The sequence below is a fragment of the Streptomyces sp. NBC_00654 genome (genome assembly GCF_026341775.1).
Lineage (GTDB): Bacteria > Actinomycetota > Actinomycetes > Streptomycetales > Streptomycetaceae > Streptomyces.
This window is the reverse complement of the sequence record NZ_JAPEOB010000002.1, coordinates 418,967-442,224: the sequence shown is the minus strand read 5'-3', so window position 1 is coordinate 442,224 and position 23,258 is coordinate 418,967. Positions and strand designations below refer to the sequence as shown.

The following is a 23,258-nucleotide window of genomic DNA, read 5'->3' as shown; positions in this document are numbered from 1 at the left end:
GGTCCGGTGCACGGCCCGGCGGGATCCGGGCCGTGCGCGTTACTTCACTACTTCAGCCCGTTGTCCAGCGCGGTCATCAGCTGACCGTTCGGGGTGTCGCCGGACATCTCCCAGACGAAGCCGCCCAGCAGTCCCTTGGACTTGACCCAGGCGGTCTTCTTCGCGATGGACCAGGTGTCGTCGAAGGACCACCACTGGCCGTTGGCCCCGGTGTAGCCGTACGTCGACACCGACTGCTCGTCGTGACGGATGGTCATGTTCGGGAAGCTGGTGATCAGGTTGTTGTAGCCCCTGACACCGGCTTCGGTGTCGAACTGGCCGGGTGCGGCACCGTTCGCGCTCTGCCACTCACCGTTGGCGCCGCCTTCGGCGACGCCCTGCCAGCCGCGCCCGTAGAAGGGAAAGCCCACGGTCAGCTTGCGGGGGTTGACCCCGGCGCCGAGGTAGGCGTTGATGGCGTTCTCGACGCTGAAGTGGAATGAGTACGGGTCCTGTTCGTCCGTGTAGAGGTTGGACGCGTGGCCGGCACGGTTCGGCTCCCAGGAGTTGTCGCTGCCCGCGCCGTGGAAGTCGTAGCCCTGCACGTTGGCGTAGTCGAGGGACTCGAAGATGCGGCTGAGGTCCCAGCCGGCCTCGATCTTCGCCGGGTCGGCCGGGGTGAACGCGGTGAGCAGCTTGTGCTCGCCGCCGAGCGCGTCGAGCTGCTTGCGGAACTCCGCGAGCAGGGCGGTCAGGTTGTCCTTGTCCTGCGGGCCGTAGTGGTTGCCCGGGTGGCCCTCGGAGCCCGGCCACTCCCAGTCGATGTCGATGCCGTCGAAGATGCCGGCCCCGGTGCCCGGCCCGCCCGCGCCGTTGTAGAGAGGCAGGTCACCCTTGATCCACACGTCGATGCAGGACTTGACGAACTTCTCCCGGGACTGCTGTGTGGCGGCGGCGTCCGAGAAGAACTTCGAGTACGTCCACCCGCCGAGCGACACGACGGCCTTCAGCTTGGGGTACTTGGCCTTCAGTTTCTTCAACTGGTTGAAGTTGCCGCGCAGTTTGCCCCAGCCGTCGTCCGCGACGCCGTCCACGGACTGGGCGGCGGACATGGGGCGGGCGTAGTCGGCGTCCGCGTCACCGGCGCCGGTGCCCTCGTCCGGGTCCTGCGGGTTGCCGGAGACACCCTTGGTCACACCCGCCTGGCAGGTCAGGTTCTTCGGGTCGATGTTCTCGAACGAGTAGTTGATGACGTCCAGTTTGGCCGCGGCACCGGAGGTGTCGAGGTTCTTCACGAAGTACTGGCGTCCGTAGATGCCCCACTGCGCGTAATAGCCGACCTTGAGCTGCTTGCCCGCGCCGGCCACGTCGTCGGTGGTGACGGTCAGGGCGTCGGTGGCGGGCGACGGGTTGTCGGCGGTGTCCCGGGCCTTGACGGTGAAGGTGTACGGGGTGGCCGGGGAGAGCCCCTCCACGGTGGCGGTCAGGGTATCCGCGCCGACGGACTTGACCAGGGTGCGGCCGCGATAGACGTCGTAGGCGGCCACGGCGACGTTGTCGGTGGACCTGTCCCACGCCAGACCGATGGTGGAGGCGGTCTTGCCGGTGGAGCGGAGACTGCCCGGCGCTGTCGGCGGCGTCGGGTCGGTCGCCGGGTCCACCGTCTTGACCGACAGCGGGTCACTGGCCGGTCCGATGTTGCCGCGAATGTCCTTGGCTCGGACGGTGAAGGTGTGGTCAGTTGCCGGCGTCAGGCCGGTGACGGTCGCGGAGGTTCCGGTCGCTGTCGCGACGGTGTCCGGACCGCTGAGCACCTCGTAGGCGGCCACGGGGTGGTCGCCGCCGCCGGCTGCGGCCCAGCTCAGCGAGACCGTGTGCGCGGTGATCGCGGTGGCCTTCGGCGTTCCGGGGGCGGTCGGCGGGACGTCGGGGCTGCCGTCGCACTTGTCGCCGTTGACCGTGCAGCCGGTCGGGGTGCCGGGGGTGCCGTTCGCCGTGAACCAGTAGCTGTATGGCTCGGTGCTGCCGCCGGCCGCGACATTGGCGTTGTAGAAGGCGTTCTTGACGGTCACATGGCTGCCGGAGACGGTCACTTCGCCGTTGTAGTTGCCGGACAGTGTCACCCCGGCCGGCAGGTTGAACTCCAGGGTCCAGCCGTTGACCGCGGCCGTACCGGTGTTGCGGACGATGTACGTCCCTTTCCACCAGGAGCCGTTGTCCTGCGTGGTGAAGGACGCGGTCAGCGTGCCGGCCGCGTGGGCGGGTGCCGCGAGGGCGGTGAGCCCCGCGAGCGGCAGCAGCAGGGCGGTGCCGAGGACCGCGAAACGTCGCCGCAGCCGTCGTGCGTTGCCGGAGCGGTGCGGATGTGCCGCTGCCCTCGTACCGGGAAGTGGTCTCCGTCCGGGAAGTGGTCTGCGCCTGTGGAACATGGTTCTCCCTGTGGTGGTGGGGTGGTACAGGGGTGAGATGAACCGTGCGCTTACGCCTGCGGGTGACCGGACGAAGGCAGGCCGGTGTGCGAGGCGGAGCCGGACTGCGGACCCGGTGCCGCCTTCGGTCAGGACGCCCCACAACGTAGAAGGTCTGGACCAATGCGTCAATAGGTCCAGACCACGAACGGATCGCCCGGTGCGCCCCGGGCGGTGAACATGGGTGACATCCACCGGGCCCAACTGCACGGGAGAGGTCCTGGCGGTCGTTCCTCCTGGCGGCAGAACGGTCCAGGAGTTCGGGACCAGCGTGTTCATCGCGTGAGCATGCCGACCGGGTGAGGAAGCGGCCGGTTTCGACCTCTTCGAAGAGGCTGTCACCGGCCTTGCCGCTGCCCGGGGCGGGTGGCCCCGGGCAGCGGCGAAGGCTCTCTTCCTATCGGGGCGAAGGCTCCCTGCTTACGGGAGCGGCGGGGGACTTGAGAGCGGCCGCCCGTCTCGGCGGCCTGCTCCCCGCGGTGCCCCCGTGGGTCCTGCACCGTGCCATCGGACAGGAACATGCCGCGCGCGGGCACCTGAGCCCCTGAGCACCGACGGGTGAATCGCCGACGCGCACACAGTGCGCCTCCGTTCACCGGCTCCCGGATGCGTTGTGGACGCGTGCGCGGATGCCCGAGGTTGTCCGCGCCCCGCCGGCCGTTCCGCTGGTGTTGCTACTCGGTGTGTGTGGTGTGTGTGGTGTGGGTCGTGATGTGGATGTACTGGACGTCGAGTTGGTTGGCGATGTTGTCGAGGACATCGGCGAGGGAGCGGACGGTCACGGGCTCCAGGCCGATTCCTGGGCCGTCCTCCGTGTCCAGTACGGGGATGCCGTCGTGCGCGCCGGCTTGCCAGGAGCGGGCGATGGACCGCAGGAGCGCGGTGACGTGTTCCGCGGGAACGGTCAGGCGCCCATCGGGCTCGACGTTGACCTCGGGTGCCGCGAGCTGCGCTTCGTGTCCGTCGTCCTGTGAACTCATACCGCCCATTCCACACCCAACACGACGAGGGCGTCGCGCTGTACCTGGGGAGTTGGTTGCGGCGGGTTTTCCGTGTTCTCCCACATCCTCCCTGGCCGTGCCCATGACGAAGCCCCGAGCCGCCGTCCCGGCTTCCGGTTCGTTCGACGTAGCCGCCGCGGGCACCGCGCCCTCCCTCGCGGAGCACCTGGGATCCTGAGGCATATGAGCAAGATCGGCATCGAACTCTTGGAGATTCGCATGGCTTGGTCTGAGCGCACGGTGATGCGAGATGGCGTGCGACTTGTGTGCCGGGACTGGGGCGGGCCGGGCACGCCCGTCGTGCTGCTGCACGGTCTGGCCGGTCACTCCGGTGAGTGGGAGGCGATGGCCCGGCGCCTGACGTCCCGGTACCGGGTGGTCGCGGTCGACCTACGCGGGCACGGCGCCAGCGAACGTCATCCGCAGGATGTCTCCCGCGCCGCGTACGTCACTGACGCCGTCACTGTCATCGATCAGTTGGAGCTTCGACGGCCTGTCGTGGTCGGTCAGTCTCTGGGCGGACACACCGCTATGCTCACGCCGCCGCACATCCCGACCGGGTCCGCGCGCTCGTGCTCATCGAGGCTGGTCCAGGTTCTGGGGACTCCCGCGTTTCCGTCGAGGCCGGCGGATGGCTCCAGTCGTGGCCGGTGCCGTTCAGCTCTCGCGAAGCCGCCGCCCAGTTCCTCGGCGGCGGACCGGTCGGTGAAGGCTGGGCGGCCGGCCTGGAAGAGCTCGATGGTGGCTGGTGGCCGCGTTTCGACCGGGACGTGATGGTCCGCTCGCTGGCGGAGAATGCTCAGCGCACGTTCTGGGACGAATGGGAGCAGGTTACGTGCTCGACCTTGATGATTCCGGCCCAGTCCAGCTTCGTCCCGCCGCAGGAGGCCGACGCCATGCTCCGTCGAGGGACCGCCACTGTGGCCGTCAGCATCCCAGGTGCAGGTCACGACCTGCACCTGGAGCATCCAGAGGCACTGTGCGCGTTACTCTCGGACTTCCTTGATGAGCTCGCCTGATTCTCGGACGGCCGTTGGGCGGAGCGTCAGGCCCCGGTTCGCAAAGGCTTCGGCGTGCGCGCTACTTCAGTGCGTAGGCCCGGTGGATGGACTGGGTGGTGCGGTTTCCGGCGGCGTCCCACACTGCGGTCCGCAGGGACACATACAGGTTCGTGCCGTCGTGTACCTCGTGCGGGGGCCCGTCATGTACGCGGAGTAGCGCGTGCTCAGGTACAGCATGCGCTGGTACGTCAGGTCGGAGCCCGCCAGTTGGTAGTCGTCCCTGGTTCCGCCGAGGGTGATGTTCCGCCGGTGGCGGTGATTCGGCCGGAGAGCTGTCCGGTGAGCAGTCCGTTCGGGGTTCGTAGCTGTTTGATCTTCTGGCGTGTGCGGTGACCGTCTCCTTGATCCGCTGACCGGTCCAGTCGGGGTGACGCTGGGCCAGGATCGCGCGGCTCCGGCGGCGTGCGGGGGCGCCATCGACGTACCGCCGGCCGCGGTGTGGGTGGCGCCGACCGGGTGCCCATGGCCGTGCCTGCGGCACGTGCGGCGACGATGTTCACGCCGGGGGGATCTCCGGTTTGATCCTCATGTCGCCGGGGCGCGGGCCGCGGGAGGAAGCCTTTCGCGCCGCCGCTACCGCCATTGCCATCGCTACCGCCATCGCCGCCGACGTCCGCCGCCAAGCCGACCAGCTGCCGAAGAGCCGCTGATCCGAAGCACGTGCCGGCAGCGTCCTCGCGCGGGACGGAACGCCGACTGGCCGCGACACTGTCGGGCCCCGTGCGCCATGGCCGGCGCCGTGTCCGTACGGAGCGCGTCCGGTACGAACCACCTCGACCGGCTCACCGAAGCGATCACGGAGCCGACTGGGCCGGGCGGCGGCCGGCCGGCTCGGTCCGGGCCGCTGTGAGCCCCGTCGACAGCTCGATCGGCGGACTCACCCGGGAAGGAATGCCGCCGGGAGACGGAGACCTGACCGGCGGGTGGCCAGATCCCGTCGATCGGCCCCGGCCCGGCCACGGTCCTTGGCTCGCTCGCCCGTCTGCTCGCCCGCCGTTGGCGCAGGCGGGCCATCTCCGTGCGCCAAAGGTATGGCCAAAAACACGCCCTCGCGTATAACGTGCGTCCCACATCACTGAAATATCAATGATGTTCCAGGGTTCGCGCGGCAGCGCATGGCGTGGACTCGGGCTGCTCCTCTCCTCGTACTCCGAGGTCATTCTCCCCAGAGGTCGCACATGAAGAAGTCACTGAGAATCAGCGGTGCGGTGGGCATTGCCACCGTCCTCGCCGTGCTCACAGCCTGTTCCGGCGGGGCCGGAGCGGACTCCGCGCATCGGGCCGAACCGTTCGGGGACTGCGAGGTCACCAAGAGCCCTCGGATCCATGAGCTGAAGACGAAGAAGGCGGGTGAACTCACCGTCGCCGCCTCGCTGCCCTTCCCTGCGGGATACCGGGGCAACACATTGGAAACCATCGACGGCGGCTACATGTACTGCCTCGACGCGGAGATCGCCAACCGGGCGGGCCTCAAGAAGATCACCCTGGTCAACGCCTCCTTCGAGGCGCTGGTGACGGCCAAGGCGTCGAACTTCGACTTCGCGGTGTGGGACATCCTCGTCACTCCGGAACGACGCAAGGCCGTCGACTTCTCGACCCGTTACAACACCTACGAGACCGGCGTCCTCGCCAAGAGCGGTTCGGGACTCTCCCCGTCCACCATCAAGAACTCGACTGTCGGTGTTCTGGCCGGATCGCTCCAGCTGAAGTTCGCCAACGACACCCTCAAACCCAAGCAGGTCCGGGTGTTCAGTTCCAACGACGACCTCTTCAACGCCCTGCTCGCCGGCCAGCTCGACGCCGCGCTGAACGACACCGCGACCGTCATGCCCCGCGCCGCCAAGTCCGGCGGAAAGCTCGAAGTCATCGGCAGGTACCCGGTCGGCGGCGATGTCGCCCCGCTGTTCCCCAAGGGATCGCCGAACGTCGAGGTGGTGAACGAAATCCTCGCCGACATGGAGAAGGACGGCACGTTGAAGTCGATCATGGACAAGTGGCTCAACCCGATCCTCGGCGGCGATCCGCAGGCACTCCCCGACTGGAGTGCCTGACCATGGCTGCCCGAACGCTCCACAAGGAGTCCACCGGCAGACCCGCACCCGGCGAAGAGAGCTTCGTCCCGGCTCGTCCGCTGCGTACCTCGGGGTATCTCGGCGGGGCCGCGGTGCTCGCCCTCCTGACCGTGGTGCTGTGCTACCAGTTCGCCGGAACCCTCACTCCCGGACAGCTGCCCCGGCTCGTGTTCGGAGTCGTGCTGCCGGTGATCGTCCTCGGCGGCCCGCTCCTGCTGGCCTACCGGCGCAACAGGCTCTCGGACGAGGAGTGGGAGGCCGGGCACTACACCGAATCGCGCATCGCGGCCGCCCGTTCCAGGAACGCGTCGGTGTCCTCGCTGGGCCTGACAGGCTTCGTTGCCGTCGTGGCAGTCGCCGGCCTGCTCGTCCTCACCAACGACGGCGCGGTGCAGAAGACCTTCTTCAATGTGTCGTTCATGACGGAGAGCCTGGGAGACGTCTTCAAGGCTCTCGTCATCAACATCGAGATCGCCGTCGGCGCGCAGATCCTGGCCATGCTCTTCGGACTGGCTCTCGCTGTGGCACGGCTGCTGCCGGGCAAGGGTTTCTGGCCGGTTCGGGCGCTGGCGATCACGTACATCGACGTGTTCCGCGGCATCCCGTCCGTGGTGCTGATCTACCTGGTCTGCTTCGGTCTTCCCCTGACCGAGGTGCCCGTACTCAGCGAGGGCGATCCGATCGTCTACGCCATCGCGGCCCTGGCGCTCACCTACAGTGCCTACAACGCCGAGCTCTACCGCGCCGGCATCGAGTCCATCAATCAGGGGCAGACCTCGGCGGCGCTCTCCATGGGCCTCTCGCAGCCGGACGTCCTCAGGTTCGTCATCCTGCCGCAGATGTCCCGGAACATCGCCGCCCCCATGCTCAGCCAGTTCATCGGGCTGCAGAAGGACACGGCCTTGGTCATCGTGGTCGGCATCATCGACGCCTTCAGCCAGGCGAAGATCTACTCCGCCAACGACTTCAACCTCTCCGCGGTGACCGCCGTGTGCTTCGTCTTCGTCCTCGTCACCATCCCGCAGACCCGCTTCGTCGACTACCTGCTGGCCCGTTCCGGGACAAAGCTGAAGAGAGCCTGAACCATGACGACAACCGCACACGTGGCCCTGGAGCAGGTCACCAAGAAGTACGGCGACACCACGGTCCTCGACCGTGTCGATCTCGGCGTCGAACGCAACAAGGTCGTCACCCTCATCGGTGCGTCCGGGTCGGGGAAGTCGACCCTCCTGCGCTGCGTCAACGGACTCGAACCGATTCAGGGCGGACAGATCCTGCTCAACGGCGACGTCGTCTCCGGCGACGGGGTCGATCTGGTCAGGCTGCGCCGCAGAGTCGGCATCGTGTTCCAGAGCTTCAACCTCTTCCCGCACATGACGGTCCTGCGGAACTGCACCCTCACACCGGTCCGCGCCGGGGTGTCTTCGAAGGTCCAGGCGGAAGCCGACGCACGCGTCATGCTCGAACGTGTGGGGCTCAAGGACAAAGCGGATGCCTATCCCGAACAGCTCTCGGGCGGACAGCAGCAGCGCGTGGCGATCGCGCGTGCCATGCTGATGCGCCCCGAGGTCCTGCTGCTGGACGAGATCACCTCGGCCCTGGACCCGGAGCTGGTGATCGAGGTGCTCAACCTGGTCCGTGAACTGGCGGACGACGGCATCACCATGATGATGACCACTCACGAGCTGCCCTTCGCCAGGGAGATCTCGTCCCAGCTCTGCTTCCTGCACAAAGGAACCATCCTTGAGCAGGGGCCGCCCGAACAGATCTTCAACGAGCCGCGCACACCCGAACTGAAGACCTTCCTCCGGCGGATTCACGAAGCGGGAAGAAGCTAGTGCCCCCTGCGGCCGGTTCTGCCGTGCCGTTGCGGGCCCTCCCGTAAGCCGGAAGCCTGCGGGACACCTGCACCGGACACCCGAGATCGCACCAAGAACCCTATTCCACACAGGAGTTGACGATGTCTCAGAACTACGATGTGAAGAACTTCTTCAAGTACCTCGGCTACCCCGGCGGCGACCAGCCGTACTGGTCGCAGAACCTTCGCACGCTCTCGGTCTACTGCCGGGGAGACGCCGCGAACCTCGCCTCACTGCTGGAGCCGACGCCGTTCGAGCCGGCTGACGACCGGTTCGTCGTCCAGATCGCGGACTTCGGCAACGCGACCGCGGGCGCCTTCTACGATTCCGGAGTCGTCATCCCGGTCCGCTACAAGGACACGACGGCGGTGACCTACTTCTTCGAGTTCGAGGACCAGCCCTGGAGCGTGGCCTTCGGCCGTGAGGTCTGGGGATACCCGAAGCAGTACGCCGAGATCGAGCTGACGGACGGCGCGAGCGGCGCCCGCGGGACGGTCACCCGCGCGGGCTCCCAGATCTTCAGCATCGCGATGTCGGCGCGGGACGGGTACTCCGCTGATTCCTGGTCGGACATGCGGCTGTATCCGCACCTTCAGGTCCACGCGCTCCCCGAGGCGAACGGGCCGGGTTTCAAGACCTTCGAGATCATCTCGCGCGACACCTCCAAGGACTTCGTCCTGAAACACAAGACCTTCGGCCCGGCCGAGGTCGAGCTGTCCTCGGCGCTCGCCGTCAACGGCGTCGAGCTCAAGCTCGTGGAAGTCCTCGGTGGGGAATACTCCGTCGGCGACTACGCCTGCACGGTCGAGAACGGCATATCCACCGTGATCGACGATCTGCTCGCGGACCCAGGGACGTCCGGCGCCGCCCCAGCGGTGAACGCGTAGCCTGCTCACAGCCAACTGCCCACGGCGTCAATGGTCCTGCCGTTGACGCCCCCACACAGAGAGGTCGCCCGGTGCGTTCTGTAACAGTCGTCGGCGATTCAACGGCCGGCGGCGAGGCATCCGCTCCGAATCTGCTCAGCGCCTCGGCCTACAACACCCTGTGCTCGCGCCTCGTGCTCTGCGAGATCATGCCCGGGGAACGGCTCAGCGAGCCGGAACTGCGCAGCAGCCTCGGCTTCGGGACAACGCCCGTGCGCGAGGCGATCAGACGGCTCACCTTCGAGCGGCTCGTGGTGGTCTACCCCCGCAGCGGAACCTACGCCACCGACATCGCTCTCAAGAACTCCCGGTCCGTGACCGAGCTCAGGCTGGAACTCGAAGGGCTCGCCGCGACTCTGGCCTGCCGAAGGGGCTCGGACGCGGAGAAACAGCACCTGCTCGCCCTCGCCGAGCAGCAGGCGGAGACCACCAACCTCCAGGAGTGCATCGACCTGGACGCCACGTTCCACCGGGCGATGTACGCGATGACCCGCAACGAGGACCTGTCGGCCACCGCCGAGATCCACTTCAACCTCGCGCTGCGGCAGTGGTACTTCTGCTCGAAGGTCGTGAAGTCTCCCGGCGGTACCGCCGTCGACCATCGACCGCTGGCCGAGGCCATCATCCGGCAGGACGCCGAGGCCGCTTCCGCGCACATCCGTGACCACGTACTGCACGACTCCCAGAAGGTCGTGCGGATCCTGACCGACTACGGGCTGTAGCCGGCTCCCACCGTCTCGCCCGGCCCCACGCGAGGAGTGCTTCCATGCCGGCCGATCACACCACCTTCCCCTCCGCTGCCCCGTTCAGTTGCTTCTCACTGGCCGGACAGACCGCCCTCGTCACCGGTGCCGCCGGCGGACTGGGCCGTGCCCAGTGCCTCGCACTGGGCACGGCGGGCGCCCGAGTCATCGTCTCCGACCTCGACCCCGAGGCTGCCGAGGAGACGTGCGCGTCCCTCAGGGAGCAGGCGATCGACTGTTCCCCGCTGGCACTCGACGCCGCGGAACCGAGCAGTATCGATGCCGCGTTCGACGCCTTGGAGGCCTGCGGGGACATTCCGGACGTCCTGGTGAACAACGCGGGCGTCTCCTTGCGCAACAGCGCGCTGGAGGCCACCTTCGGAGAGTTCGACACCATGCTCTCCGTCAACCTGCGTGGCACCTACTTCACCGTGCAACGCGCGGCGCGTGCCATGCGGAAGCGTGGAGGCGGACGGATCATCAACCTCGCTTCCATCGGCGGCCTCGTGGTCGACGGTGAACGTTCCTCCGTGTACGACGCGTCCAAAGCCGCCGTTGTCCAGGTCACCAAGAACATGGCTTACGAATGGGGGCGGTACGGGATCAGGGTCAATGCCATCGCACCCGGCTACATGCGTACCGCCATGACCACGGACCTCCTGCCCGATCAAGCGGAGGAACACCGGCTCGTGGACACCCACATCCCGCTCGGGCGCATCGGAGAGCCCGGTGATCTCGGTGGTGCCGTGGTCTACCTGGCTTCGGCGGCGTCCGCGTACGTGACCGGCCATACGCTGACGGTCGACGGCGGCTGGGTGGTGGCGCTGTAGCAGTGCGTCACCGGTCTGCTGCGCCCAGGCCGGCGGTCTGCCGTGGCCGCACCCCCGCCGGCGCATTCCACGCGTCCATGGCTTCCATACGTAGCGTTCCTACCGTCAGGTCCCGCACCCGCCTTCACCGCTGGGGCGGACATGGGCGGTCGTCAGGTCCGCCGTGCCCTTCCAGGCGTACGGATCGCTCCCGGCGACGAGCACGATGTCCCGGTAGTCGTGCCTGGCCACCCATTCCCCCTCGGGCAGGGCGCCCCAGGGCAGCAGGGACGAGGCGGACATGTAGTGGTTGACCAGGGCCCGGCGGAAGCCCCGCTCCGCCGAGTTGGGCAGCGAGCGGTGCAGCAGATAGCCGTTGAAGAGGACGACGGTGCCGGCGGGCACCTCCACGGGGACCGCGTCCTCCTCCCGGTAGGGGAAGCCGTACGCCTCGTCGGAGCAGTCGAAACGGACGTCCTGCTGTGCGCGGGCCGGGTGGATGATGCCGCGTCGGTGGGAGCCGGGCAGCACCCAGAGGCACCCGTTGCGTACGGTGGCGTCGTCCAGCGCGATCCAGGCGGCGGTCAGCGAGCCGTCCCGGGTGGGTATGAAGTACTCGTCCTGGTGCCAGGCCTGGCCGGGCTTCCCCTCGGACTTGATGAACAGCATCGACTGCATGGCCTTGACGTCCGGCCCGATCACGCCGGTGAGAGCGGTCACCAGAGCAGGGAGGGAGAGGGCGGAGCGCAGGACGGACGAGACCTTGTGCGGCTGGTGGATGCAGAGGAAGTCCCGCATGGTGTCCGCGTCGCGCTCCTCCGGGGTCCGGGGGTCGGAGGCGGCGTCGGACAGTGGCGTTTCATCCGCCTTCTCAGGAACTCCGGGCAGCGGCCCACGCTCTCCGCGGCAGACGGCTGCCGCCTCGGCGCGCAGTTCGCGGATGTCGTCCTCGTCCAGGACATCGGGGAGCATGGCGAAGCCGTTCTCGGCGTAGTGCGAAAGGTCGTAGCGGGCCGGATCGGCGGGGGAGCCGGAGCGGGTGCTGGATTCGGGAGGCGCGAGGTGCTGGTCGCGGAAGGCTGTCGTCATACACAGCAGCATCCGATGGCCGGGGGCGGAGATCCATGCCCCATAGCGTCTGGGGCATGACCGATCCGGACAGGGAAGCCCGCGCGACGCCACCGCGCCTGACACAATCGAGGAATGCCGCCCGCATCGACCGGACCCCTCGACCACCACCGCGACGAGTCCCGGGTCGCGGTGCTCTTCGGTGGACTGGCCGACTACCCGCCCGGTGCCGCCTTCGGACCGCGACGGCTGGCCGAGTGGGAGCTGGTGTGGGTGCTGAACGGGGGCGCGGAGTGGCAGCGCGGCCCTGTCCGGGTCAGCCTGGAACCGGGTCGCCTGCTGTTGCTGCCGCCCGGTCCGCCGGACGTTTTCGACTGGTCCCGGCACGGCCCCACCCGCCACGGCTATCTGCACTTCCGGATAACCGATCCGGACCTCGCCGCCCGGATCGGCCCCCGGCCGTTGCTGCGGGAGCTGACGGATCACGACCCGCAGCGTGCCCTTGCCCAGTACCTCCTGGCCCTGACCCCCGGCTCGGGTCCGTCGGAATGGCCGGAGCGGGCGGGCCGGGTGCTGGAGCTGCTGCTGGAGATCATGCTGGACGGGCCACTGCCCGGTACCGCGGAGGATCTCCGGTTGCCTGCCCCGGTGCTGGACGCGGCGGAGGCGGTGGCCGCCCAGTGGTGCCGGGACGGCAGCCCGGGGGTGGTGCGGCTCGACCAGCTCGCCGCTGCCGCCGGACTCTCGGAACGCCAGCTGGGCCGGGTGTTCCGGCAACGGTTCGGCGAGGGGCCGGTGAAGGCCTTCGAGGTGGTCCGGCTGTCGCGGGTCGCCGAACTGCTGGCCCGCTCCAACCTGACGCTGGCCGCGGTGGCCCACAGCTGCGGCTACGCCAGCCCCTACCACCTCTCGCGACGCTTCCGCGCCGAGTACGGGGTCCCGCCGCGGGAGTACCGGGTCAGGGCAGGCGGGGAAGACGCGGGCGGGGGTGGCGGATCCGCCTTCCGCCCGGACCCGGTCGCCGGCCGCGGGCTCACCGCCCTGGCCCGGGTCGTCGCCCAGGCCGAGGACCGGCGGCGCGGCAGCACGGCCGGACCGGTCCTCGATGGCGGCGCTCGGCCGCTACCGCCTCCATCGGCCGGGCCCATGCGGGGTGTCGTCGAGGTTCGGCGTCCCGCGCCTGGGCCCATGTCCCCGGGGTGACGCTACTGGGCGACGCCGCTCGACTGATGCCCCGTCGGGGGCGGGCGCGAACCTCGCGGTACCGGACGGTGCCGAGCTCGCCGAGTCGCTGGTGACCCGCGGTCGTGTGCCCCGTCAGGAGGGGGTGCTGCCGCGTCGGGCGTAGGCGCGGGCGGCGCGGGCGCGGTCGCCGCAGCGGGTGGAGCACCAGTGGCGGCGGCCGTGCCGGAGCAGGTAGCGGTTGCAGGGCGGGGAGCCGCAGGCGGTGAGGCGTTCGGCGTCGGGGGAGGTGAGCAGATCGGCGGCGTCGGCGGCGAGGGTCGCGAGCGCGTGGTCGACGATCTGTGTGGTGGGGTGCGGGGCGGCGCGATAGGGGCCGGCCTTGTCGTCCCACTGCAGCAGGGGGGCGGTGGGGACTCTGATCAGTGCGTCATTGACGGCGCCCAGGGCGGCGGGGAGTGCGGGCAGTCCGTCGACGCGGGAGGCGAGCAGCGACCTGATCTGCTCGCGCAGGGAGCGCAGTTGCGTCGCGCACGTCTCCCGCATCCCGATCTCGACCGGGGCGAGACCGCGTTCGGTCAGCCACTCGTTCGCCCCCGCGGGGGTACCGAGCTGGTCGGTGTAGTGCCCGCCGGGCAGTGCGACGGCGCTGTTGGCGAGGGCGAGGGCGGGGTACTGCTCCGCGCCCGGTGCGGGCGGCAGGCCGGATTCGGGGGGCGCGGTCTTTTCCATGACCCTCATGGTACAAGCTCCACTCATCCATGATTCTCACGGTTGTGCTTGAACTTATCCGTGAGGTCTGGCTATGGTGATCTCACGGTTCACTCGCAACTATCCGTGAGGTTCGTTCTTATGTCTTCCCCCACCACAGCGACCGGGCAGTTCCCCGTCCGCGTCTTCGGCGGCCCGACCGCCCTCTTCGAGTACGGCGGACTGCGCTTCCTGACCGACCCGACCTTCGACGGCCCCGGCGACTACCCCTCGGCCGGCCCGACTCTGACCAAGACCCACCCCTCCGCCGTCGGCCCGGCCGACCTCGGCCCCATCGACGTCGTGCTCCTCTCCCACGACGAGCACGCCGACAACCTCGACGCCTCCGGGCGCGCCCTGCTCGCCGATGTCCCGCTCACCCTCACCACTCCCGGTGGCGGACAGCGCCTCGGGCGCAGGGCCCAGGGGCTGGCCGACTGGGAATCCGTCGAGCTGGACCGCCCGGGCGGCGGCACGATCACGGTGACCGGGGTGCCGGCCGTTCATGGGCCCGGGACACGCGAGGAGGTCGAACCGTTCGCCGGTGAGGTCGTCGGCTTCGTCCTGACCGGCGCCGGCCTGCCCACCGTCTACGTCAGTGGTGACAACGCCTCGCTCGACCTGGTCGGGCAGATCGCCGAACGGTTCGGCCCCATGGACACCGCCGTCCTCTTCGCGGGCGCGCCCCGCTTCCCTGTTCTCTTCGACGGCCGGTGCATCGTCCTCGACAGCGCCCAGGCCGCCGAGGCCGCTCAGCTTCTCGGCGCCCGCCGCGTGGTGCCCGTCCATTACGACAGCTGGGCCCACTTCACCGAGGGCCGCGACGACCTGGCGGCCGCCTTCACCGCAGCGGGGCTGGCCGACCGCCTGGACTGGGGCCACCGGGGATGATCCGGCGGAGGCGACCGTCCCGCGCGGACACCGGCGGTTGAAGCCTTCCGCGCCACACATATCCGGCGAGTTCCGGCGAGTTCCTCCGGCAGGAGCGCATGTGCGCTTCTTGATGTTCAACCTCTTCACCTTCAAGGACGGGAAGATCATCGAGAAGCGCGCCACTGCAATCTCCTCGATACCATCGAGCAGCTCAAGGCGGTATCCAGCGCGTAGCGGTCCCGGACGCTGCCGCGAGGGTCTCCGCGAGCTCCGCGTCGCCCCGGTGGTCCAGACGCAGAGCGTTCTACGCGGCCTCGGACAAGGTGGACCTGTCCGTCCGGGATGCGGGCCGGTCGAGTGCCGCCGTCGCGGTCACGGCTTGTCGTCCGTCGTGGCGTGGCCACAGGAGGAGCGCGCCGATGGCTCCCGCCCCGGCGAGGACCGCGAGGGCGGACCAGGCGGGAGTGAAGCCGGCGTTCGTACCGAGCCATCCCGCGATGGGGTAGGTGATCAGCCAGGCCAGGTGCGACAGCGAGAACTGGGCTGCGAAGGTCTCGGGGATCGCGTTCGGTCCGACGGAGGCCCGCAGGACACTGCCGGTCGGTGTGATGATCAGCGCCATGCCGATACCGATCACGGTCCAGACGACCGCCGTACCGGTCCAGGTGGTCAGGCCGGTCGCGGTGAGAGCAACCGCGGCGACCGTGGCGCCGACGAGCACTCCGGCACCGGTCACCATGACGGTGCGGGCGGTGATCCGGTCGAGTACGCGGGGCAGCGCGAGGGCGGCCAGGAGGGTTCCGCTGCCGGAGGCGGCGAGCATCCACGCGACGTCCGACTGCGAACCGCTGAGCTCGTCACGGACGTAGTTGACGGTGTTGACGACGACGATCGATCCTGCCGCCGCGACCACCAGGTTGAGTGCCATGACGCCGCGCAGCCGCGGTGTCATGAGGAAGGTCCTGATCCCTGATACCGCCTTGTCCCATGCCGTGGTGTGGGGGCTGGGACGGGCGTCCGGGATGCGCGTCGACAGGACGAGCAGAGCGGAGAGGAGGAATCCGGCGGAGGTGCCCAGGAACAGCCGGTCGAAGCTCATGAACGCCAGGGCGACCGCCGCCAGTACGGGGCTGAGCAGGCTCTCCATGGTGGAGGCGACCTGGGAGGCGGACAGGGCGCGCGTGTAGTCGGACCCATCGGTGACGATATCGGGGATGACGGCCTGGAACGTCGGGGTGAACGCCGCGGACGCGGCTTGGAGCAGGCCGATCAGGACGTAGATGTGCCAGACCTCGGTGACGAGCGGCAGTGCCAGGACCACTGCGGCGCGCACCACGTCGAGGAGGACCAGGAGCGCTCTTCTGGGGAAGCGGTCGACGTAGGCGGCGGTGAGGGGAGCTATGACCACGTACATGACCATCTTCACGGTCAGGGCGGTGCCGAGGACCGTGCCGGCGCGCGGGCCGGCGAGGTCGTAGGCGAGCAGTCCGAGGGCCACTGTTGTCAGCCCGGTACCGAACAGGGCGATGATCTGGGCGCTGAACAGGTGGCGGTAGTCGCGGATGGCGAACAGGCGCATGGCGTGTTCCTTCCATGTCCATGCGGCGGGGCACGGCCTCGGGGCGGAGGCCGGGAGCCACGGAGGGAGGCGGGGATGTCTCTACGCACCGGCGTCGACCTCCGGTGTGAGGCCGGCGAGCAGGTTGAAGGAGCCGGTGAGGATGTTGAGTGCGACGATGCCGACGACGTCGGCTATCGCACGGTCGCTGTAGCCGTGCTCGCGCAACGCGATGACCTGTTCGTCGGTGATCGACGTCGGCTCGCGGTACACCTGGAGGGCGAGGGCGATGATCGCCGAGATCGCGGGATCGGCCGAGGTGCCCGCGCGGGCCCGCTCGATCTCTTCCTCGTCCACTCCCCTCGCACGGGCAGCGCTGACATGCGCGTCGAGACACAGCCCGCAGCCCTGCAGCACCTGGAGGGCGATCGAGATCCGTTCGCTGGTCCCACGGTCGAGTTTGGCGCGTCCCATGGCCCGGCTGAGCTGCAGATAGCCGCCCAGAACGGCGGGTGAGTGCGCCATCGTGGAGACCATGTCGCCGACCCCGCCGTGGCGGGAGACCAGCTCGGTGAGGAGATCGCGCGAGGCGCCGACCGCTGTGTCGGGCGTGAGCCGGGTCAGGCGGGGCATGACGGTCCTTCCGGTGCGGAGGTTGTCCTGGGGGCGGCGGGACGCTCGACGGGGCGAGCGTCCCGTGACCGCTCCGTGGGTCGCGGCAGTTGGTCAGTGATGTGCATGCGGTCAGTGATGTGCGTGGTCGCCGTGGCCCGTGCGTTCGGGTGCGGCCGGGGATACCGCGTCCGAGTGGTGGCCCGCCGAGGCGGTCCGCACCGTGAACTCGGCCGTCCGGACGACGTCGTTGTGCTGGAAGTCCAGGTAGAGGCGGTAGGTGCCGCCCGATGGCGCGGCAGCCATGAAGGTGATCTCGGGCCCCGGCTCGGTGGTGCCGTCACCGGGCTCGCCCTCCGGGTGGACATGGAGGTAGCCCAGGTCGCCGACCCGCAGCGCCACCAGGTGCCCGTACGCGCCCAGGTAGGGCTGCAGGTCGGTGACGGGCCGCCCGTTCCGGCTGACGGTGAGCGTCAGGTCGCTCGCCTCGCCGGGCACGAGCTCGCCGTCGAGGGCGACGGTGTACTCGCCGACGTGAGCGGTGCGGGTGTCCTCGGAAAGTGGCTGCGGGTCGTACTGCCCGGCGACCGAGGCGTCGATGCCCAGCGTCATGGCCGAGTGGTGGCCGGCCGGGTGGATGTCGGCGAAGAACCTCCAGTCTCCCGGCCGCAGGGTCAGTCCGACACTCCAGGTGCCCTTCTCGTCCATCACGGGGTGCACGTGCTGGAACCCGGTCGTGTCGCGCCGGACAGCGATGAAGTGGAGTTCCTTCTCGTGCTCCGGCACGAACTCGGTCACCGGCCGTCCATCGGGACCGGTCACCCGGAAGGTGACCGTCCGCACACCGGTGGAAAGGATCGGCGAGTCGAATTCGAGGGTGTACCCGCTCTCGGAGACCGACAGCCCGCCGGGACGGGCTCCGCTGTGTCCGCTGTGGCTGGTCATGTCGTGGCCTGCATTGCTCTTCATCGTGTCTCCACCTGTGTGATGCGTGCCGTGTGATGGGTCTTCTGACGTTGTCCGTGTCCCGGACACCTGCCATAACTGTATACCCCTGGGGGGTATTCCCGCACGGGGTGTCCGGACGGGCCGCATGTCGTCGGGGGATCCCGCACATGCTGCGGCGCCGTACCCGCGCCGCACGGATCCGCGGAGCGTTGTGACGGCCCGTCCGGCTGGTATCGACCGTCACGGACCTCAACCGCTTCCTCGGCATGCTGCTCGCCGGCGAGATCGTCAGGCCGTCGTCGCCGGCGCAGATGCGGCGCACCGTCCCGGTCGTCTCCCGGGAGGGCAGGACGATCGACTACGGCCTCGGCCTGCACTCGATGGAGGCTCCTGGCCAGGGCACCTTCTGGGGGCGTGGCGGTACGGTCTGGGGCGCCGGAGCGCTGACCGTGACCCGTGCCGACGGCGGACGGAGATGTCCGTCGCGGTGAACCTGCAGAGGTGGAACGGACTCGACTCCACGGGCAGGCCGCAGCCCCACCCCATCGACGACGCGCTCGCGGCTCTCCACCGCGTGGCGATGTACGGCTGACCGGGCCGGAGGGGACCGCGTGCCGCGTACCACGTACACCGAGCGGCTCGGATCCCGAGAAGGGAGAGCCGGACGCGCCCGCGGGGATGGCCGCCCGCTCGTCCGGCTCCCGGAAGGTGGGACGGATCTCCGTGAGCTCAAGGGTGGCAGTCGGTCGGGCGTGCCCGATTCCTGGCCATCGCGAGGACCTTGCCGGCGAAGTACCCGCCCGGACGCCCCCATGGCCGATAACAGGGCCGAGAAAGTTCCTATTCAGTCACCGCGCGAGCATCTCTCCCGTAGAAGGTGCCATTTCCCGAGGTGGCCCGAACGGCATTCTGGCCATTCTCGCTTCTTGGACATTTTACGAGGTCTTAACAGTGGTAACGCGAGAGACGTGAGGGAACTCGAGTGACGCGTGTGGTTTCCTATTGGCCCGTACAGTTGGCCTGAAAATCAACCTCCTGTCGCTCCGGGCGGAACGAGACGGCTGTTAGTGTGAGGGCGCCAAATACCCAGGAGGGTGGTTATGCGTTCCGTTGGAATACAGGCCCTATCCGTTCACCTGCCGGACACAGTGCGCACCAATAAATGGTGGGGTGCGGATTCCACTTCCGTGGAAAACCCGCAGCCCACGAAACCGTCCGGGCCGAGACCACGAAACTTATTCGATGCCGCAATGCAGCCGTACATCGACGATCCGTTCTTCGGGAGCGTCGAGCGTCGAATAGCCGATCCCGGAGAGGGATCGGTTTCGCTGGGCATCAAAGCCGCCCGCAGCGTGCTGGAGACCGCGAACATCACGGCCGGCGAAGTGGACGGCCTGATCTCGGTGTCCATGTTCCCCGACCGGGTCGGCGCGGGAGACGCCGGCTACCTCGCCCAGGCCCTGGGCACGGCGGGTGGCGCGTTCAGTCTGGAGGCGACCTGCTCCGGTTCCATGTCCGCCCTGCTGACAGCCAGTTCGCTGGTGCGGTCGGGACTCAAGGAACGGGTCCTGGTGGTCGTCGCCTCCATGCTCTCGCGGGCGATCGACGCGGACGATGTCACTGCGCGACTCTGCGGAGACGCCGCGGCGGCCTTCCTGGTCGGTCCCGTGGACGAGGGCTACGGGCTGCTGGGTTCCAAGACGCTGCAGACGGGCGAGACGTGCGGTACCTGGCTGCTGGACACCGTCGACGAGCCCGAGGGAACCACCGCGGGGGGCCGCCGTATCCGTCTGCGGGTCGATCCGACCATCACGCACGTCCTGCGCGCCACCGCGAAACCGTATCTGCTGGGGACGGTCGAGGGCGCGCTCGAAGCCGCCCAGCTGAAGATCGACGAAATCGACGTGGTGGTACCGAACACCCCCACCGCCTGGCACGCACGGTTCAGCGCCGACACCCTGGGCGTGGACCCGGACCGCGTGGTGAACACCTTCCCCAGCGTGGCCAACATCGGGCCCGCCCTGATGCCGGTGAACACCCACCTCGCCGCGGTCGAAGGCCGCATCAAGCCGGGCGACCGGGTGCTGCTCTACACCTTCGGAGGCCAGGCGGAGGCGGGAGCCGCCGTCTTCCGCTGGCCCTCGGTACTCCTCGGCCCGGCGCCGGCCGGGGCGACCACCACTCTGAACTCCCTTGGAGGCAACCATGGCTGAGGTACGCGACCAGATCCGCTCTTTCATCATCAAGGAGATCCTCAAGGGCGGCAGCGAGGACGACCTGTCCGACGACGTGAACCTGCGCGAGTCGGGAGTGCTGAACTCGCTCGCCACCATGCAGCTGGTGACGTTCATCGAGGACGAGTTCGGTATAGATGTGGCGCTCCAGGACCCCCGGCTGCACTTCACGACCGTCTCCCACCTGACGCAGTACGTGAAGGATCGGCAGGCGCAGCCTGATGAGCGATAACTCCGTGCAGGCGTTCGAGGAGGCCGACCTCGCGGAGTACCTCGACGCCGCCGCCGAGCGTTCGCCGCTCAACCGCGCCGTCGTCGGGCCGGACGGGCAGTCACAGACCTACGGTGAGTTCTCCGCACAGGTCGACCGGGTGGCGACCGTCCTGCACGGCCGGGGCGTCGGCCAGGGGGACAGAGTCGGGGTTCTGATGCCCAAGAGCGTGCAGTCCGTGACTCTGATCCACGGCATTCTCAGGCTCGGGGCGGCCTATGTGCCGGTCGACGCGCACGGATCCCCGCAGCGCGCCGCGACCATCTTCGAGGACTGCCAGGCGCGCCTCATTCTGGCCGACGAGCGGTCCGCGGGGCGGCTCGGGGAGGCTGCCCCCTCTCTCACCACACGCACGCTGATCACCGACGGCTCCTGGCCGGGCGCGGACGCTTCGGGGGAACCCGACTATCCTCGCGCGGAGAAGAACCCCGACCGGTTGGCGGCGCTGCTCTACACCTCGGGGTCGACCGGGACGCCCAAAGGCGTGATGATCACTCACCGGAACGCCGTGGCCTTCGTCGAGTGGGCGTCGGCCACGTTCGGGATCACGGAGGCGGATGAGGTCGCCAGTCACGCGCCCTTCCACTTCGATCTCTCGGTCTTCGATCTCTTCGTGACCGTCAAACACGCCGCGTGTGTCCACCTGATCGACACGGATCTGGCGGCCAGCCCCCGGCACCTTCCCACGTTCATCGCGGAGTCCGGCATCACCGTCTGGTACTCGGCCCCCGCGATCCTGGGAATGATCGCCGAATCACCCAGAGCGGAGAGGTTCCCGCGGAACAGGCTCAGGCTCGTCCTGTTCGCCGGTGAAGTCTTCCCGATCGACAAGCTGCGGCGCCTCCTGCACCTCTGGCCCACACCCCGTTACTACAACCTGTACGGCCCGACCGAGACAAACGTGTGCACCTATTACCCGGTCCCCGAACAGATCCCGGCCTCCCGCACGGACCCCCTGAGCATCGGCCATGCCTGCTCCCACTGCGACGTCATCGTCGTGAACGAACAGCTGGAGCCCGTCCCCTCCGGACAATCGGGGTTCCTGAGCGTCGCCGGCCCCTCGGTCTACCCGTCCTACTGGAACATGCCCGCGCGTACCGCGGAACGCACATTCCACTTCGGGGGGCGCCGCTGGTACAACACGGGCGACATCGTCCGCGCGACGCCGGAGGGCTACGTGTTCCTCGGACGCGCGGACCGTATGGTCAAACGCCACGGTCACCGCATCGAACTGGACGAGATCGAGCACAGCCTCCGGCACAACGAAGCGCTCGCCGACGCGGCGGTCGTCAGCACCGGAGTGCCCGGCGATGTCACCATCACCGCCTTCGTCGTGGCCCCCGGCGCCGCGCCCACCGGCGTCGAGCTGCGCCAGTACTGCCACAGCCGGCTCGCCCGCTACATGGTGCCCGACGACTTCCAGTTCCTGGACGAGCTCCCCCGCACATCGACCGGGAAGACCGACTACCAGGAGCTGAGCAGTCGCTGCCAGGTCGCCGAAGCGATGAGCGGATGACCGCGGGAAAGACCTCGACCAGCAGTCCTCACGAACGAGCGGGAGGACACGATTCAGTGAACGCAGGGGTGGCTATGTGGAGTGGATGGGACGACCACCGCTCAGCTCTCTATCAGGGCGCGGATCGATTCGCCCGTGAGGTCCTGAGCACTGACATCGCAGAACGCGATGCGAGCGGGGAGTTCGACCGGGCCGGCTGGAAACAGTGCGCGGAGTTCGGACTTCTGAGGATGCCCGTCCCCGTGGAACACGGCGGCACGGGCGCGCCTCTGGGCGATCTCCTCGCCGTCATGGAAGGGCTGGGCCACGGGACGGAGGACCAAGGTCTCCTCTTCGCACTCAACGCCCACCTGTGGACGGTGGTCCTGCCCCTGTCCGTCCACGGGACACCGGCGCAGCGAGCCCAGTACCTGCCGATGCTGATGCAGGGATCATCCATCGGCGCGAACGCGTCGACCGAGGACGAGGCCGGGTCGGACGTGTACGCCATGCGGACCCGGGCGACGAAGGACGGCGACAGCTACGTCCTGAACGGCACGAAGAGCTACATCACCAACGGGCCCGTGGCCGACCTCTTCGTCGTGTACGCGACGGTGGACCCGGCGCTGGGCGCCCTGGGCGTGACCGCCTTTCTGGTCGACGCCCGGACGCCGGGACTCCACAGAAGCTCCCCGGTGGAAAAGATGGGCATGCGCACAGCCCTCATGGGACGCATCACGTTGAAGGACTGCCGCGTCCCCGCGGACGCCGTTCTCGGCCGGCCGGGACGCGGGGTCAGTGTCTTCGACGGCGCGATGGAATACGAACGAGGCTGCATACTCGCCACCGCTCTGGGCGCCATGCAGCGTGAACTGGAGCAGTCCATCGAGCACGCCCGCACCAGAAAGCAGTTCGGGCGCCCGATCGGAAAGAATCAGGCGGTCTCCCACCGCATCGCAGACATGAAAGTCACGCTGGACGCCGCTCGCGAACTCACACACCGCGTGGGTGCGCTCAAGGATGCCGGAAAAAGCATCGCACTCGCTTCGGCCAGCGCGAAACTTTTCGTATCCGAGGCCTATCTGAAGTCGTCCGTCGACGCTCTGAGAATCCAGGGAGGCCGAGGCTATCTCACCGGAACGGAATCCGAACGACACATGCGGAACTCCGTCGCGTCCGTGCTCTATTCAGGAACGTCCGACATCCAGCGCAACCTCATAGCAACCCATCTCGGCCTCTGACCAAGACCTCACCGTAAAGGCTGTCCCGCAATCCCTGGCGGGCGCGCGACGACAGCTGCGGCACCTCGCGGCGTTGTCGGAACGTCCGCATACATCCAGTATGCGGAC

At 68.5% G+C, this 23,258-nt stretch carries 19 protein-coding genes and 2 pseudogenes; 14 read left to right on the top strand and 7 right to left on the bottom strand.

The genetic code is table 11. The features are described from left to right. Positions 1 to 47: 47 nt before the first annotated feature. Positions 48 to 2,408, bottom strand: coding sequence for a glycosyl hydrolase family 18 protein (locus tag OHA98_RS22120; protein WP_266928473.1), 2,361 nt, complete (start codon positions 2,406 to 2,408; stop codon positions 48 to 50). A 713-nt stretch (positions 2,409 to 3,121) separates the two neighbouring features. Further along, the gene (locus tag OHA98_RS22115) at positions 3,122 to 3,427 is read right to left on the bottom strand and encodes a hypothetical protein (RefSeq protein ID WP_266928472.1); all 306 of its coding nucleotides are present in this window, start codon (positions 3,425 to 3,427) and stop codon (positions 3,122 to 3,124) included. A gap of 204 nt (positions 3,428 to 3,631) precedes the next feature. On the opposite strand from OHA98_RS22115, the pseudogene OHA98_RS22110 reads away from it, so the two are divergent. From OHA98_RS22110 to OHA98_RS22080, 7 genes and pseudogenes are all read left to right on the top strand, one after another. Further along, positions 3,632 to 4,467 (top strand): annotated as a pseudogene (locus tag OHA98_RS22110) (alpha/beta fold hydrolase). 1,220 nt (positions 4,468 to 5,687) lie between these two features. Further along, a complete protein-coding gene (locus tag OHA98_RS22105; RefSeq protein ID WP_266928471.1) occupies positions 5,688 to 6,560 on the top strand; it encodes an ABC transporter substrate-binding protein in 873 nt (290 codons plus the stop codon). A gap of 2 nt (positions 6,561 to 6,562) precedes the next feature. Next, positions 6,563 to 7,663, top strand: coding sequence for an amino acid ABC transporter permease (locus OHA98_RS22100; protein ID WP_266928470.1), 1,101 nt, complete (start codon positions 6,563 to 6,565; stop codon positions 7,661 to 7,663). A 3-nt stretch (positions 7,664 to 7,666) separates the two neighbouring features. Then, complete coding sequence (locus OHA98_RS22095) at positions 7,667 to 8,419, top strand: amino acid ABC transporter ATP-binding protein (protein ID WP_266928469.1); 753 nt, start codon at positions 7,667 to 7,669, stop codon at positions 8,417 to 8,419. Positions 8,420 to 8,541: 122 nt separating this feature from the next. Beyond that, positions 8,542 to 9,327, top strand: a complete 786-nt coding sequence (locus OHA98_RS22090) for an acetoacetate decarboxylase family protein (RefSeq protein WP_266928468.1) — start codon at positions 8,542 to 8,544, stop codon at positions 9,325 to 9,327. Positions 9,328 to 9,398: 71 nt separating this feature from the next. Further along, positions 9,399 to 10,088, top strand: a complete 690-nt coding sequence (locus tag OHA98_RS22085; RefSeq protein WP_266928467.1) for a GntR family transcriptional regulator — start codon at positions 9,399 to 9,401, stop codon at positions 10,086 to 10,088. Between the two features lie 44 nt (positions 10,089 to 10,132). Then, positions 10,133 to 10,939: an SDR family NAD(P)-dependent oxidoreductase gene (locus OHA98_RS22080; RefSeq protein WP_266928466.1), complete on the top strand. Its 807-nt coding sequence runs from the start codon at positions 10,133 to 10,135 to the stop codon at positions 10,937 to 10,939. Between the two features lie 105 nt (positions 10,940 to 11,044). On the opposite strand, the gene OHA98_RS22075 is transcribed toward OHA98_RS22080, so the two are convergent. After that, positions 11,045 to 12,007 carry a phytanoyl-CoA dioxygenase family protein gene (locus OHA98_RS22075; protein WP_266928465.1) on the bottom strand — a complete coding sequence of 321 codons (963 nt, stop codon included), beginning with the start codon at positions 12,005 to 12,007 and terminating at the stop codon, positions 11,045 to 11,047. Positions 12,008 to 12,121: 114 nt separating this feature from the next. On the opposite strand from OHA98_RS22075, the gene OHA98_RS22070 reads away from it, so the two are divergent. Further along, positions 12,122 to 13,189 (top strand): AraC family transcriptional regulator, encoded by a 1,068-nt coding sequence (locus OHA98_RS22070; protein ID WP_266928464.1) that lies wholly within the window; start codon positions 12,122 to 12,124, stop codon positions 13,187 to 13,189. 114 nt (positions 13,190 to 13,303) lie between these two features. Here the strand turns inward: OHA98_RS22070 and OHA98_RS22065 are convergent, their stop codons facing one another. Next, the gene (locus tag OHA98_RS22065; protein ID WP_266928463.1) at positions 13,304 to 13,909 is read right to left on the bottom strand and encodes a CGNR zinc finger domain-containing protein; all 606 of its coding nucleotides are present in this window, start codon (positions 13,907 to 13,909) and stop codon (positions 13,304 to 13,306) included. Between the two features lie 111 nt (positions 13,910 to 14,020). Between OHA98_RS22065 and OHA98_RS22060 the strand changes: the two genes are divergently transcribed. Continuing rightward, positions 14,021 to 14,809 carry an MBL fold metallo-hydrolase gene (locus tag OHA98_RS22060; protein ID WP_266928462.1) on the top strand — a complete coding sequence of 263 codons (789 nt, stop codon included), beginning with the start codon at positions 14,021 to 14,023 and terminating at the stop codon, positions 14,807 to 14,809. A gap of 286 nt (positions 14,810 to 15,095) precedes the next feature. On the opposite strand, the gene OHA98_RS22055 is transcribed toward OHA98_RS22060, so the two are convergent. The 3 genes from OHA98_RS22055 to OHA98_RS22045 form a co-directional block, all read right to left on the bottom strand. Next, positions 15,096 to 16,370, bottom strand: coding sequence for an MFS transporter (locus OHA98_RS22055; protein WP_266928461.1), 1,275 nt, complete (start codon positions 16,368 to 16,370; stop codon positions 15,096 to 15,098). Between the two features lie 81 nt (positions 16,371 to 16,451). Beyond that, positions 16,452 to 16,982 (bottom strand): carboxymuconolactone decarboxylase family protein, encoded by a 531-nt coding sequence (locus OHA98_RS22050; RefSeq protein ID WP_266928460.1) that lies wholly within the window; start codon positions 16,980 to 16,982, stop codon positions 16,452 to 16,454. Between the two features lie 111 nt (positions 16,983 to 17,093). Next, a complete protein-coding gene (locus OHA98_RS22045) occupies positions 17,094 to 17,930 on the bottom strand; it encodes a hypothetical protein (protein WP_266928459.1) in 837 nt (278 codons plus the stop codon). Positions 17,931 to 18,125: 195 nt separating this feature from the next. On the opposite strand from OHA98_RS22045, the pseudogene OHA98_RS22040 reads away from it, so the two are divergent. The 5 genes and pseudogenes from OHA98_RS22040 to OHA98_RS22020 form a co-directional block, all read left to right on the top strand. Next, a pseudogene (locus tag OHA98_RS22040) lies at positions 18,126 to 18,501 on the top strand (serine hydrolase); the annotation flags it as partial. Positions 18,502 to 19,159: 658 nt separating this feature from the next. Next, complete coding sequence (locus OHA98_RS22035; RefSeq protein ID WP_266928458.1) at positions 19,160 to 20,122, top strand: 3-oxoacyl-ACP synthase III family protein; 963 nt, start codon at positions 19,160 to 19,162, stop codon at positions 20,120 to 20,122. Further along, a complete protein-coding gene (locus OHA98_RS22030) occupies positions 20,115 to 20,375 on the top strand; it encodes an acyl carrier protein (RefSeq protein ID WP_266928457.1) in 261 nt (86 codons plus the stop codon). Before OHA98_RS22035 ends, OHA98_RS22030 begins: the two co-directional genes overlap by 8 nt. Further along, positions 20,365 to 21,930 (top strand): amino acid adenylation domain-containing protein, encoded by a 1,566-nt coding sequence (locus tag OHA98_RS22025; RefSeq protein WP_266928456.1) that lies wholly within the window; start codon positions 20,365 to 20,367, stop codon positions 21,928 to 21,930. Before OHA98_RS22030 ends, OHA98_RS22025 begins: the two co-directional genes overlap by 11 nt. Beyond that, the gene (locus OHA98_RS22020; protein WP_266928455.1) at positions 21,927 to 23,150 is read left to right on the top strand and encodes an acyl-CoA dehydrogenase family protein; all 1,224 of its coding nucleotides are present in this window, start codon (positions 21,927 to 21,929) and stop codon (positions 23,148 to 23,150) included. The genes OHA98_RS22025 and OHA98_RS22020 overlap by 4 nt, the downstream gene beginning before the upstream one ends. Positions 23,151 to 23,258 lie beyond the last annotated feature (108 nt).

Excerpts from the sequence above, each read along its gene's own strand:
- OHA98_RS22055 (WP_266928461.1), bottom strand. The coding sequence starts at position 16,370 with ATGCGCCTGTTCGCCATCCGCGACTACCGCCACCTGTTCAGCGCCCAG.
- OHA98_RS22050 (WP_266928460.1), bottom strand. The coding sequence starts at position 16,982 with ATGCCCCGCCTGACCCGGCTCACGCCCGACACAGCGGTCGGCGCCTCG.
- OHA98_RS22075 (WP_266928465.1), bottom strand. The coding sequence starts at position 12,007 with ATGACGACAGCCTTCCGCGACCAGCACCTCGCGCCTCCCGAATCCAGC.
- OHA98_RS22080 (WP_266928466.1), top strand. The coding sequence starts at position 10,133 with ATGCCGGCCGATCACACCACCTTCCCCTCCGCTGCCCCGTTCAGTTGC.
- OHA98_RS22105 (WP_266928471.1), top strand. The coding sequence starts at position 5,688 with ATGAAGAAGTCACTGAGAATCAGCGGTGCGGTGGGCATTGCCACCGTC.
- OHA98_RS22020 (WP_266928455.1), top strand. The coding sequence starts at position 21,927 with ATGACCGCGGGAAAGACCTCGACCAGCAGTCCTCACGAACGAGCGGGA.
- OHA98_RS22070 (WP_266928464.1), top strand. The coding sequence starts at position 12,122 with ATGCCGCCCGCATCGACCGGACCCCTCGACCACCACCGCGACGAGTCC.
- OHA98_RS22025 (WP_266928456.1), top strand. The coding sequence starts at position 20,365 with ATGAGCGATAACTCCGTGCAGGCGTTCGAGGAGGCCGACCTCGCGGAG.
- OHA98_RS22060 (WP_266928462.1), top strand. The coding sequence starts at position 14,021 with ATGTCTTCCCCCACCACAGCGACCGGGCAGTTCCCCGTCCGCGTCTTC.
- OHA98_RS22035 (WP_266928458.1), top strand. The coding sequence starts at position 19,160 with ATGCAGCCGTACATCGACGATCCGTTCTTCGGGAGCGTCGAGCGTCGA.
- OHA98_RS22100 (WP_266928470.1), top strand. The coding sequence starts at position 6,563 with ATGGCTGCCCGAACGCTCCACAAGGAGTCCACCGGCAGACCCGCACCC.
- OHA98_RS22095 (WP_266928469.1), top strand. The coding sequence starts at position 7,667 with ATGACGACAACCGCACACGTGGCCCTGGAGCAGGTCACCAAGAAGTAC.
- OHA98_RS22120 (WP_266928473.1), bottom strand. The coding sequence starts at position 2,408 with ATGTTCCACAGGCGCAGACCACTTCCCGGACGGAGACCACTTCCCGGT.
- OHA98_RS22030 (WP_266928457.1), top strand. The coding sequence starts at position 20,115 with ATGGCTGAGGTACGCGACCAGATCCGCTCTTTCATCATCAAGGAGATC.
- OHA98_RS22045 (WP_266928459.1), bottom strand. The coding sequence starts at position 17,930 with ATGAAGAGCAATGCAGGCCACGACATGACCAGCCACAGCGGACACAGC.
- OHA98_RS22115 (WP_266928472.1), bottom strand. The coding sequence starts at position 3,427 with ATGAGTTCACAGGACGACGGACACGAAGCGCAGCTCGCGGCACCCGAG.
- OHA98_RS22065 (WP_266928463.1), bottom strand. The coding sequence starts at position 13,909 with ATGAGGGTCATGGAAAAGACCGCGCCCCCCGAATCCGGCCTGCCGCCC.
- OHA98_RS22090 (WP_266928468.1), top strand. The coding sequence starts at position 8,542 with ATGTCTCAGAACTACGATGTGAAGAACTTCTTCAAGTACCTCGGCTAC.